General features: G+C 37.7%; 11 protein-coding genes. All 11 read right to left on the reverse strand.

The window, feature by feature from the left end; all coding sequences use genetic code 11:
- Positions 1-1,496: alkyl hydroperoxide reductase subunit F (gene ahpF, locus C502_RS0106450; RefSeq protein ID WP_018678011.1), on the reverse strand; the 1,496-nt coding region annotated here is incomplete at its 3' end.
- A gap of 130 nt (positions 1,497-1,626) precedes the next feature.
- Positions 1,627-2,541, reverse strand: a complete 915-nt coding sequence (locus C502_RS0106455; protein WP_018678012.1) for a hypothetical protein — start codon at positions 2,539-2,541, stop codon at positions 1,627-1,629.
- Between the two features lie 27 nt (positions 2,542-2,568).
- Entirely contained in the window at positions 2,569-3,693 is a 1,125-nt protein-coding gene (locus C502_RS0106460) for a toxic anion resistance protein (RefSeq protein ID WP_018678013.1), read from the reverse strand.
- Positions 3,694-3,705: 12 nt separating this feature from the next.
- Positions 3,706-4,482: a hypothetical protein gene (locus tag C502_RS0106465; RefSeq protein ID WP_018678014.1), complete on the reverse strand. Its 777-nt coding sequence runs from the start codon at positions 4,480-4,482 to the stop codon at positions 3,706-3,708.
- Between the two features lie 175 nt (positions 4,483-4,657).
- Positions 4,658-5,650 (reverse strand): putative solute-binding protein, encoded by a 993-nt coding sequence (locus C502_RS0106470; protein ID WP_018678015.1) that lies wholly within the window; start codon positions 5,648-5,650, stop codon positions 4,658-4,660.
- A gap of 144 nt (positions 5,651-5,794) precedes the next feature.
- Positions 5,795-6,217 carry a PaaI family thioesterase gene (locus C502_RS0106475; protein ID WP_018678016.1) on the reverse strand — a complete coding sequence of 141 codons (423 nt, stop codon included), beginning with the start codon at positions 6,215-6,217 and terminating at the stop codon, positions 5,795-5,797.
- Between the two features lie 62 nt (positions 6,218-6,279).
- Positions 6,280-7,263, reverse strand: a complete 984-nt coding sequence (locus tag C502_RS0106480) for a fatty acid desaturase family protein (RefSeq protein ID WP_026315760.1) — start codon at positions 7,261-7,263, stop codon at positions 6,280-6,282.
- A 92-nt stretch (positions 7,264-7,355) separates the two neighbouring features.
- Positions 7,356-8,162 (reverse strand): PaaX family transcriptional regulator C-terminal domain-containing protein, encoded by an 807-nt coding sequence (locus C502_RS0106485; protein WP_023274550.1) that lies wholly within the window; start codon positions 8,160-8,162, stop codon positions 7,356-7,358.
- Between the two features lie 105 nt (positions 8,163-8,267).
- Complete coding sequence (locus tag C502_RS0106490; protein WP_018678019.1) at positions 8,268-9,068, reverse strand: undecaprenyl-diphosphate phosphatase; 801 nt, start codon at positions 9,066-9,068, stop codon at positions 8,268-8,270.
- A 119-nt stretch (positions 9,069-9,187) separates the two neighbouring features.
- A complete protein-coding gene (locus C502_RS0106495) occupies positions 9,188-11,077 on the reverse strand; it encodes a M48 family metalloprotease (protein WP_026315761.1) in 1,890 nt (629 codons plus the stop codon).
- Positions 11,078-11,171: 94 nt separating this feature from the next.
- Complete coding sequence (gene purF / locus C502_RS0106500; protein WP_018678021.1) at positions 11,172-12,710, reverse strand: amidophosphoribosyltransferase; 1,539 nt, start codon at positions 12,708-12,710, stop codon at positions 11,172-11,174.
- Positions 12,711-12,738: the final 28 nt, after the last annotated feature.

The raw sequence follows: 12,738 nt of genomic DNA on the forward strand, positions 1-12,738 counted from the left end.
ATGATTTGCTTGTACGGCACGGTGGTACAGTCACCTGCGGCAAATACACCTTTGACATTGGTTTCGTTACGATCATTAATCACAATCTCACCACGATTGCTGAGTTCAACGGCACTGTTTTTCAAGAAATCGGTGTTCGGTAATAAACCGATTTGTACAAAGATTCCGGCAAGTTCTACCGTATGTTCAACATCAGTGGCACGATCTTTATATTTCAACGCCGTTACTTGAGCACCATCACCCACCACTTCTGTACTGAGTGCATTCAAAATCACAGTGGTATTTGGCAAGCTATTTAACTTGTCTTGCAACACTTGATCTGCACGAAGCTTGGTATCAAACTCAACTAACGTCACATGCTCTACAATTCCTGCAAGGTCAATTGCTGCTTCTACACCTGAGTTACCCCCACCAATCACCGCAACACGCTTGCCTTTGAAGAGTGGGCCATCACAGTGTGGGCAGTACGCTACACCACGGGTACGGTATTCAGCTTCACCCGGTACATTCATTTCTCTCCAACGTGCACCTGTTGAAAGAATAATGGTTTTCGATTCAAGCTTAGCCCCATTTTCCAATTCAACTTCAACCAGACCATTGGCAGTTTGATCTGCACCTGTGATTTTACTCACGCGTTGCAAGTTCATAATGTCCACGCCATATTCACGTACATGCGCTTCCATATCTTGAGCAAACTTTGGACCTACGGTTTTTTGAACTGTGGTGAAGTTCTCAATGTCCATGGTATCCATGACCTGACCACCAAAGCGTTCAGCAACGATACCTGTTTTGATGCCTTTACGTGCTGCGTAGATCGCCGCTGTACCACCTGCAGGGCCACCACCGATCACCAATACATCAAAAGCATCTTTGGCATTGAGTGCTGTGGCATCTTTCTCAGCTGAGTTGGTATCTAACTTAGCAACAATTTCTTCCAAAGTCATACGACCTTGTCCAATATGTTCGTTGTCTTGGAACAGCATTGGCACAGCCAAGATTTTACGTTCTTCAACTTCATCTTGGAAGAAACCGCCATCAATCATGGTTGCAGTTGCATTTGGATTGTAGATGGCAATCAAGTTTAAGGCTTGAACCACATCTGGACAGTTATGGCAGCTCAATGAGACAAACACGTCAAAATTTGAGTTCAAGTTTAAGCCTTTGATTTGATTTAACACATCATCAGACACTTTAGGCGCATAACCTGACACTTGTAATAAAGCCAAGATCAAAGAAGTGAACTCATGTCCCATCGGTAAACCAGCAAAGAACACACGTGGTTGTTCGCCTGCTTTGGCTACACCGAAACTAGGACGGCGAGTATTTGAACCATCAAAACGTGCCGTGACTTGATCAGAAAGTTCTGCAATTTCAGTCACAAGTTCTTTGATCTTTGCGGCTTTGTCCGAGTCATCTAAAGCAGCGACCAACTCGATTGGACTTTCTAAACGTTCTAAATAAGCTTTTAATTGCGTTTTAATATTTTGATCTAACATGTATTTCTCCAAATTCTAAGCAGTTTAAATCAGCTAAATTCATTCAATGAAGCTATAGTACGCAAAATATATAAATAGGTAAAACAGTATGTTTTTATGAAAATAATCGGATAAACCGAACCCGAATTTATCAGGCATCCAATTTTTGGGTAATTCGAACACGACGATTTTTAAAGTTTTTGGCAAGCACATATAAAACCGTACTTAAAGCGACAGCCAATACAATCAATCCCCATAAAATTAGCTTCACAATCTGAGAAATACGCTCAGCTTGTTGCGCACGGATATCTAAAGGTTGTGTAATTGAGGTGATACTTTTACCGTAGAGCTGTTGCTGCATGACCCATAACTGTTCAGACTTAAAATCATATTGTTTAAACTGAATCGGGTTATTCTTCTCAGCGACAATCAATTGATTCACATAGACATTGGCAGTTTTACGATCGACAGGTTGATGCAATAAAGCCACTTGTGCCAACACATAGGCTTTTTCCGTCGATGAAATATTAGCCTGCTGTAAATCTTGAGCAATTTGACTTTCAACAATATTATTTTGATAGCTCATCCATTGTTGATACGCCTGCTTGGTTTCATCTTTCCAATCGTATTGAATGTAGCTCAGACCCGACCAAAGCAGAATAAAAGCAATCACCCAAGCCAAAATTCGTTGTGACCATGCCTGAAAACGTTGCTGAAAAAACTTAAATTTCTTCATCCAACTGAGCAGTAAAAATGCCCCAATAAACGAAACCAAAATTTTTAGAAACAACCAACCAAACCATGACAGTAAATTAAAAAAATAATCGACTGGCTGTTTAAATGGCACCAACTCTTGAACATGATAAGGCAAATCTAATGCCTGAACATGCGTGGAAAGATCAAAGAAACGATAGACAAATTCTTTTTGCCAAACCAATGATGCAACTGTGACAACAACCAAGGTACAGGTCAAAATAAACCAAATCATGAGATGCCGCTGACGCTTTTTTAAAACATCTAAACGTTGGTCAATCGGTTGTACACTAAAATCGTCTATGGGTGACAATGATCTTTCCTTCAAAAATTAGCAATATCAAGATTTAGGTGGTTGGCTATGCTCAAGTACTAAATGATTCAAATTCTCTTGCAAAGCACGTAAGCGCGTGGTGGCTTCCGCACGTTTTTGCATCCCTTCTTTCTGAATTTGAATCACATCATTTACTGTTTTAATGAGGGTATTTTGCACATGTTCAAGTGTTTCCACATCAATCACTGAACGTTGATTGGCTTTAGCAGTGTCAACCGAATTCTGATGCAACAATTCAGCATTGCGGCGCAATAATTCATTGGTGGTGTCATCAATTGCTTTGGCAAGTTGCACACTATTTTTTTGCTCTTGCAACGAGATTGCCAAACTAATCTGATTTTTCCATGCTGGTAGTGTAATGTTCTTAATGGCATAGAACTTATCTACCAACATTAAATTATTCGATTGGATAATCCGAATCATCGGTAAGGTTTGCATCGCAGATTGTTGTAAAACCTGAAAATCACTGACTCTTTTCTCAAGATTATTCGCCAAATGATTAAGATCATAAATCTGTTGCGTCGTTTGTTGATCCTGCTCTTGTGATGTGAGCATTGAGATCTGTTGCTGAATATCCTGCTGTTTTAATTGCCCTGCAGCAATATAAACACCAAGCTGTTTATACTCATCCTGTACCGCATCGAACATTTTATCTAATGTCCCCACACGTGCTTTAAGACCTGACTGTGAGCTTTCAATCTCTTTGACCAAGACATCAATTTGTTCTTTGGTGGTATTAAAATGTTGATCGAAACTTTGTTTTGCACCCTTAAATTTGCTCAGTAATCCACCCAAGAAACCTGAGTTTTTGGATTTATTAAGAATACTAGAGGTATTCAATTGCTGAGCAACTTGTACTACCTCATTGAGTTTTTGCCCTGTCGCATCCAAATCTTTATTTTGAACAAGATTCAACAATTCATCGGTATAGGTTGAAGTCTTATTGGCAATATTTTTACCGTATTCAGCTACCGCAGTGGTACTTATTTCTGCAAGTTCTTGGTGTGCGTCCATGACTTCAGCAACGTCTTGAGGCTGCAAACCTAATTCTTTTAAATTTAGTTGCTCAAAGCGTTGCTCTGGCTTGAGTTCAAGCTCATTTGAACGCTTGCTAAGTTCTGAATCTGACATCTTCTTTCCCTCTTATTTCTGTAATGATTTTTTCAAATTTTGAATTAATTCTTCTCGGCTTTTATCTAGTCGATCTAGTCTAGCCATCGACTGTGACTCACGACTTTGTTCTAAATGATATTGCCATGCAGGAATCAATACCTGCTGTGCTTCTTTAAAACGATCAAGAAGACTAAAAGATAAATTTTGTGACAACTGCATCTGTTTCATCGCAATATCATTACTGGTCTGTAAGGTCTGCAAAGTATTTATTTTTTTCGAAAGGCGTTCTACAAAATGATCAAGTGCTGGTTGCTTACTAAATTGGGGATATTCAGCTAAAAATTCATCAGCTGCCTGAATATAAGCAGCCATTTGCGTTCTTAAACCCAATACTTGCTGTAAGCGTGATTGTGATTTCTGAATTTCGATTTGCAATCTTTGGCTTAAATGATTTGCTTCACTGATTAAATGGTCTAAATCTTTGACATACTTGATTTGTCCCGCATCGTATTCAACATCAATACCTAACCATTTTTGCAAAGCATTAAAACGGCGACCGCCTAGGTACTTTTTTGAAGCGGATAATTGCTGAATAATCTGAGTAATCACGTCACTTAGTTGCTGATTCAGCTTTGGATCGACACCCTTTAGCAAAACACACTGTGCTTGTACTAAATGATCAGCATAGCTATTCAAACGATGTGTATCGTTGAGCAAAGGCAGTAAATCATTACGTTTAATCGCTAAAATATGTTCTTGATTTGACTCAATTTGCGATAAAGGTGTTAAGTCTAGTGGTAGCGTCATATCAATCGAAAATAGTAAGAACAAATAAATTTGAACAGATTTAGTTTTAGCATGTTCTTACTCTTTCGCATACTTAAATGTTGTTATGATTTTTAAAAGTTAACATCTGAGAATTAATAAAAAAACCTCTTAATTACAATGAATAAAGAGGTTTTTCATAATTGTAAACTATGCTTTATTCATCATTAAGGGCGCATTCAAAACTATTTGGGTTTTGCTTACAACGCACTTTTTTCAGAAAGTTCATCATTTTAGGATCATAAATACCCGCTTTGGTTAAAGAAATACGAGCTTCGCGCATCATTTTCATATAATTAAGCTGCTCTTCAGGGGGTATATTCATCCAATATTTTTCTGGAATTTCTTTTTCATATTTTGCGATTATATTAAATGTACGACCAAGTTGACCAGCTACCCATTCACGAGACTTTTGCCCAAATCCTTCAGGAAACTTATCCTTTCGAATAATAAAATTTGCTGAAATTTGTGTTAATGGAAATTTTACGATCCCGCCTTTATCCCCTAAACCTTTATAGAGTTCAAAGGGTTTATAAGCAACAATCGGTGCTGGGACAATATCAATTTGATGGTTATTAAATTTTGCACCAGCATTGGTGACATCGACAGAAACCGCTTGAGCACCAACTTGAGCAACAAGTTTAGGTTGAGCTTCATCATATGCGAATACTCCAATCTTCTTTCCAGCAGCTTTGGCTAAAGTATTAATACTACGATCAGCTACAAAGAGGTAAGCAGGACCAATCGTTCCTAAACCAGCAATTTCATAAGGACCATTAAGCATACTTTTTGCTGCTTGTGGTTTAGATAGCAATTGATAGGCAAGTATTGCTGTTTTTAAGTCTGTTAATGCACCAATTGCATCCAACGATCCTACATATTTATTGAATTGACGACCACGCAAACCACTAATAATCGCACCATCACATTGTCCAACTTTCAAATCTTCTGCTGCGACTCGCTCATCAACATAAGCACGTAAATCAATATCTGCACCCCACTTTTTAGCTTCAAGTGCATAATCCTTTGCTAATGCAAATGCATCACCCGATTTGCCGACTGGATCAAAAACACAAACGGTCTGTTTAGCTTGAGTTGATATAGCACATCCAAATAATGCTAACCCAATTAAAGTATTTTTAATTATCATTTATTCTTGCTCGATAAGATTGATTTCTTTATCACACCCGATCAATGATCATTATCCTATGACAAGGTTTATTTTTTTTATGAATTTCCAGTCAATTGCTATATAAACACGATCGTTTTAAACAATTCTAATTTAGCCAAATAATTACTGAGCTAATCGTGGTGGAAGCGCATATGTTCCAATCACATGCGCAACTGGTTCTTCATCATCCAAAGAATATAGCCACACTTCACCTGTAACTAATGTTTTACCAACTTTGATTAATTTACACTCAGCTTTAATATCTTGATTTCCATTAGGTTTACGAAAAAAATTAATAGTCATATTAGTTGTAACAGCCATAGCAATTAGACCTAAATGTCCCATAATCGCAACATAAAGCGCGAAATCAGCCACCAACATCAAGGTTGGGCCTGATACAGTTTGACCTGGACGTAAATCGTTCTGATCGATTTTATAAAGTAACCGTGCCCCTTTAGGACTAATCTCTTCGATAGTTGTTTTTTCGAGTGCTTGAGGAAATTCCTGTGCCAAAAAATGAGTAATTTCATGCTTACTAAGCGCCATAACAATACATCCCAAATGACTTAGATTATTTTTAAATTATGCCTAAAACTATAAACAAACATTTAATCAGCTTGATCTGAAAGTTCATTTAAGACTTGCCAATAACTAGGAGGCTCAGGAACATGTCCACGCTCTAATAACATCTGGTGCATTTTAGGTAACTTAAAATATGGAACTGTTGCCATTAAGTGATGTTCTTTATGGAAATTCACATGGATAGGCGCAACCAAAGCACGGGCAAGATAGCCTGCTTTTGTAGTACGAGTATTAGTTAAAGCACTATTACTGGTCTCCATTCCAGCATGTTCAGCCATAGAACGAACACGTAATAACAATGGAAAAGGTGTGACATATGCCAGTACCCACAGGGCATACAATTTAGGATGACCTGCTGCCCATAACACTGAAAATAAAGCAGCATTGGTTGCTATTGCACCACCACTATTTTTTAAAAATGTTTTGGGATAATCTGTCCAATGACGCCCCTCTTGAGAAATCCAACGACGGTCATTTGACACCGTCCATTCCATTTTCTCGACATCCATTAGCACACGTCCAAGTGCAAATTTTAAGCCTGTTACCCCTGAGACATCACGAAAGAATTTACGCATCAACGATTTTTTTGAGGTTGGAAAACCTTCAACAAGCGACAAATCAGGATCATCCACAGTAGAAGTCTTACTATGATGACGTAAGTGATGCGCACGATATTTCTTTAAATCATTCCAAATCGGGCGGGCACAGAGCCAATCCGTTGCAATATCATTGAGCCATTTGGTTTTAAATAAACTTTGGTGTGAAGCATCATGCATGATAATAGCCAATGCCAGCTGACGACCTGCCAAAATGACTAAAGCCGCGATACACAACAATAATTTACCCCAATTCGGTAAATATTCCCAAAAGCCTGCAACAGCAGCGAAAGTTCCACCAATCACCGCCCAAGTTGAAAAAACAGCCCACATTCCATGTAAATCTGACTTTGCTGTCAACTCAGTGATTTCTTCACGTGTGAATAAATCACTGATTGCTGTACGTGTATTCATATTCTTACCCATGACTATTCTTATAAAATACATAAATATAATTTTTATTTTAAATTAAGTAATATTTCTGTCAATAGATTAAAAATAGATTTTTAGTAATATTGAGTTAAATTTACGTCATAAAACCTTTGCCATAACTCTAGGCCTGTCTGGTCCAATTGTTGAACACTCAGAGCAAATTGTTCTCGTAACTGTACATCAACAAAGTCTTCAGGCAACAACGGATCATTCATCAATAAAGAAATCGTTTGACGACCAAGCAATAAAGATTCTTTTGCTGCATGATCTAAAGTCAATTGTTCAACTGTTTCCAACCACTTTTGGATCATTTGACTATATTTCTTATAGTTTTGGTTTAATGTTTGAGTTGACCACAGTTCAGGAATATTCGCTAAAGTTGTTTCATCAAAATGGCTGATTTGGCAAATTTTAGCACTTTGCTCTAAACCAGAAGCTTGTAATGCTAAAAAGATATCATTAAATGAAATTGCTAAATTGTCAGGACGAATATAAATCCCTTGCTCCAACTCTTTGAACCCAAAATGTTTTAATGCTCTTTCTCTGCGGTTTAAAGCTGTACGATCAACACGCCCTAACTCCCCTGTAAAAACCGCTAAGTATTGCTGTTCCCATTGTTTAGTTTGCTTAATTCCATTTTTACGATTCAGCATCACATCAGCCCACTCATGTGATTTAGCCGTGAATTGATACACGCCTCGTTCTATCGCCTCAATCACACCATCACTAGATAATCGAGTTACAGCGACACGAATACTATTTTCACTAATTTCAAAAAGCTTCGCTGCGATAATAATTTGTTTAATCGAGATCTCTCGACCCTGCAATCCTAAAAGTAAGTCAACAATTAAATCTCGGGCATTCATTTTAGCTATTGTCATCTTGCTATCGAACCAGTTCTAAACATCAAAAGGAAAATAAAGGAAAAGGATTTTAACTTAGAATCGCTCCCTTTTAGTAATTTTTCTAAAAGGGAGATTTAATTTTTATAGAAAAACAAATAATAGAATAATGCCCAATACAATCCGATACCAAGCAAATACACGTAAGGTATGACGTTCAACAAATTTAACTAAAGCACTGACCACTAATAACGCAGAAAAGAAAGCAGCCACAAAACCAACTCCTATATTCAACATATTGTCTTGTGTTAGCACATCAGCATTTCGAATCAAGTCAAAGGTTGCAGCCCCTAACATCGTCGGCATCGCAAGGAAGAAAGAGAATTCTGTTGCTGCTTTACGTGATAAACCTGTAAACATTCCGCCAACAATGGTTGCACCTGATCTTGAAGTTCCAGGGATCATCGCGACGCATTGTGCACAACCGACTAAAAAAGCTTGCTTATACGTAATTTTTGTCGCTTCAGTTGTTTTATGATCAAAATTCTTGGATTCAACCCAGAAAATAATCAGACCACCAACAATCAGTGCGATTGCGACCACAAGTGGGCTGAATAGCACACTTTTAATGAAATCGACTGCAAATATCCCAATTATTACAGCAGGAAAAAATGCAATTAAAACACTGAAAGCAAAATGTCGTGCTTCTGAATCACCACTAAAAAAACCTTTAACTAGATCAAAAATTTTTTGTCGGTATAACCAACAGACAGCCAAAATTGCACCAAGCTGAATCACTACCTCAAACACGCGACCATCATCAGAGTGGAAGTCAATCATATGACCAAATAGAATTAAATGACCTGTACTTGAAATAGGTAAAAACTCAGTGAGACCCTCAATAAACCCTAAAAATAAAGCTTTTAAAATTTCAATATGTTGCATAACTTACTCAAAAAAATACGTAATTCAAGAATAAAATAAATGGCAAGCTTACCTTGAAATTAAGCGATTTTATGTGATTGTCACGTAACGTTTTAGCTTAGATCACTCTAGATTTATAATTAAATAATCATCAAACTATTTTTCTTTTGCATTTGTTCAACGACTTCACGTGTATCAAAGCCTAAACGCCAATATAGCAACTCCAAGACATCCAATTCATCTTGGGTAATAATTCGATCACTCCATAAACATCGCTCTGCAATCGCTAAAATATTGAGACGGTCACGCAATAATAATCCAGAAACATCATTTAAAATTTCTGCTAAATCAAGTGGTTCATCAGAAATATCGGCATAGATTTGCATTTCTTCAGGCGCTAAAATTTGCTGAAAAATACGCTCTCGCACCTCAAGTTGATTTGGGCTATTGATTTGCTGAACATGTAATAAAGCATCTATTAAATGTACAATTTGTGCTTTCACATCTTCAAATGAGGTTGGCAAGTGCGCAGGCATAAGATTTAACTCACGCTTTACCCGCTCCAAAAGCAGTGCATCGAGTAAGCCAACCTCTCCATCCTCTTGAATAATAGATGCTAATTTGGTCAAGAATTGACGTGCAATGCTCGTTGGCATATGCCCAATATTTTTACATGCATCATGAAAAATCTGTACATGAATTCGACCATCCAAATTCAATAATGAGTCGACAATTGCATGGCTGACTGGTGCATCTTGCGGAATAAATTCACGATATTGGCGAATCATCAAAATTGCAACCATCACTTCTCTGGAACCTGTCGCAGTCTGCATTGCACGTTGTATTAACTCAGGACGCTTTTTATTTTTCCGCATCACAGAATTTAAAGGTTTAATCGCATCATTTAAGGCAAAACTAATTGGCGATAAGCGCAGCAATGGTAAAGGCTCTGGTGAACTCCATGGTAGGGTCATATCTGTCATTTCCTCTTCTAAAGAACGAAATAAACTGAATAAAGGCCGATTACGCAATTTCCTCAGATTTTCTAATTGTAAATCTTGTAATAAGGTTGGATTCAGCTCATAAATTCGATCTTTAATACTCGGATGAATATTCATCCAGCTTTGTGGGCTGAGTGAATTTGCAAAACACATATGTGAAATGGATTCTGAATAAGCACTATGAATTTGTGAACCTGAATGATGTACATAAATACGTAATAAAGTCTGAGTATTGGCATTATTATTCATTAAACGCATGGTTTTTAAATCATTACGAAAAGTCCGCCCACTCAAAGTCAAATATTTAATCAAACGCGTGATTAAAATACCTAGGCTTCCAATCAGCCAAATAACACCGCCAATCGCGACGAAAATGGTTTCAAATTTGTTTCGATAAGAAGTGGCGTAAGGATTATATCCAGCTTGTGCTAGCTTACTGCCCCATTGACTAAAAGTTGTTAAACCACTGTACAAAATTTTTAATTTAGTATTTTCTACAGCTTCACCTGATAAAATTTGATTAAATTCATAGCTTAGTAAACCATAAAGTTCTAATTCATCCAAATTCTGTAAAGCGCCCCACGTTAAAATAATGACAATATCTTGAGATTTAAAACCAGCTGTTAAAGCATTGACACCTACCTCATCGGGAAGTACATAAACAGCAGGCGTATCTATCGAAAAACTTTGGGCAACCCGCTCCACTACTTTTAATGCAGTACTTTCTTCGGGCGTGCTTTCATCAAAAACTAGACGTCGTGCTTTTAACTGTTTCGCCAGTGAATGTCCACCTTCACGTAAAACATAGAGTTCCGCACCAACAGACCACACTAAAACTAAAATCAATAAAAGAATGAAATATGGACTAAGAACATGCCACCAAATTGGTTGAGTATAATCAAAAAAATGTACAACTAGCCCCAAAATCAGATTGAGAATAAAAACAGTCAACAACATTGCAAGCAAACAAAAGCTTACTGACCATGCAATATTCTTATTTTCAATTAAGTAATGGCTCATTTCTTTCAATGTAAATTTCCCTGATTACATTGTTTATATTAGCAACTTTCGTATCATAAAATAAAAAAGCGGGAATTTCCCGCTTTTCTAACGATTAAAATGATTACTCTTCTTTAATACCTGTTAAATCAACAGAAGAAGCATCAATGTTTACATCAATATAACCATCTGCTTTCTTTTTTGCTGAGTCATTTCGTTTTTGTTCAAGCTTTTTGAGATAGTCACTATCAATCCCACCAGCAACGTAGACACCATCAAATACAGAGCAATCAAACTCTCTTAAATCAGGCACTTTACTGGTGCGAACTGCGTTCTTTAAATCTTCTAAATCTTGGAAAACTAAACGATCTGCACCAATAATGTCACGAATTTCTTCAACCGTACGATCTGAGGCGATTAACTCAGATTTTGCTGGCATATCAATACCATATACGTTTGGATATTTCACCATAGGTGCAGCAGAAGCAAAAAACACTTTTTTCGCACCTGAATCACGTGCCATTTGAATGATTTCGTTACACGTTGTGCCACGTACAATCGAATCATCAACCAATAAAACGTTTTTACCTTTAAACTCAAGCTCTACAGGATTTAGTTTTTGGCGAACTGATTTTTCTCGTTGCTGCTGACCTGGCATAATAAAGGTACGACCGATATAACGGTTTTTCATAAAACCTTCACGGAATTTCACACCTAAAATATTTGCTAACTCTAAAGCAGACGTACGACTGGTATCTGGAATTGGGATAACGACATCAATATCGTGTTCCTCACCCCATTCTCTTAAAATCTTATAGGCAAGTTTCTCACCCATTTTTAAACGGGCTTTATAAACTGAAATACCATCAATTGTTGCATCTGGGCGAGCAAAGTACACATATTCAAAAATACATGGACGATATTCAGGATTTACTGCACATTGTTTCGTAAATAATTCACCATTAGAGTTAATAAAAACTGCTTCACCTGGTGCAATATCACGCTCAACTTTGAATCCAAGTGCTGTAATTGCAACAGACTCAGACGCAATAATATATTCAACCCCTTGCTCAGTTTCTCTAGAACCATAAACTAAAGGACGAATCCCATTTGGATCACGGAAACCAACCAAACCATGACCTGTAATCATGGCAACAACGCCATACGCACCCTTACAACGTTCATGAACACGAGATACCGTATGAAAAATATCTTCTGGCGTTGGATTCAAAGTACCGATTTTCTGTAATTCATGTGCAAAGACATTGAGCAGAACTTCAGAGTCAGAATCTGTATTCATATGACGTAAATCTGTTGTGAACAGGTCGTCATGAATTTCTGCGGCATTGGTTAAGTTACCATTATGCGCAAGCGTAATACCGTAGGGAGAGTTCACATAAAACGGTTGAGCTTCTGCACTACTTGATGAACCTGCTGTTGGGTAACGAACATGCCCAATACCATAGTTACCAAGCAAAGCACGCATGTGACGGGTATGGAATACATCTCGCACCATACCATTATCTTTGCGGAGGAATAAACGCCCTTGATGGCAAGTTACGATCCCTGCTGCATCTTGTCCTCGATGTTGCAACATCGTCAAGGCATCAAATAACATTTGGTTTACTGGCGATTTACCGGCAATCCCAACAACTCCACACATAGCAACCTCGCGACAAGCTAGGAACGGG

Source organism: Acinetobacter tjernbergiae DSM 14971 = CIP 107465, assembly GCF_000374425.1.
Taxonomy (GTDB): Bacteria; Pseudomonadota; Gammaproteobacteria; order Pseudomonadales; family Moraxellaceae; genus Acinetobacter; species Acinetobacter tjernbergiae.

What these genes read in the sequence shown, in the direction of transcription:
- C502_RS0106485 (WP_023274550.1), bottom strand. Translation starts at nt 8,162, where the DNA reads ATGACAATAGCTAAAATGAATGCCCGAGATTTAATTGTTGACTTACTT.
- purF (WP_018678021.1), bottom strand. Translation starts at nt 12,710, where the DNA reads ATGTGTGGAGTTGTTGGGATTGCCGGTAAATCGCCAGTAAACCAAATG.
- C502_RS0106460 (WP_018678013.1), bottom strand. Translation starts at nt 3,693, where the DNA reads ATGTCAGATTCAGAACTTAGCAAGCGTTCAAATGAGCTTGAACTCAAG.
- C502_RS0106490 (WP_018678019.1), bottom strand. Translation starts at nt 9,068, where the DNA reads ATGCAACATATTGAAATTTTAAAAGCTTTATTTTTAGGGTTTATTGAG.
- C502_RS0106465 (WP_018678014.1), bottom strand. Translation starts at nt 4,482, where the DNA reads ATGACGCTACCACTAGACTTAACACCTTTATCGCAAATTGAGTCAAAT.
- C502_RS0106475 (WP_018678016.1), bottom strand. Translation starts at nt 6,217, where the DNA reads ATGGCGCTTAGTAAGCATGAAATTACTCATTTTTTGGCACAGGAATTT.
- C502_RS0106470 (WP_018678015.1), bottom strand. Translation starts at nt 5,650, where the DNA reads ATGATAATTAAAAATACTTTAATTGGGTTAGCATTATTTGGATGTGCT.
- C502_RS0106480 (WP_026315760.1), bottom strand. Translation starts at nt 7,263, where the DNA reads ATGAATACACGTACAGCAATCAGTGATTTATTCACACGTGAAGAAATC.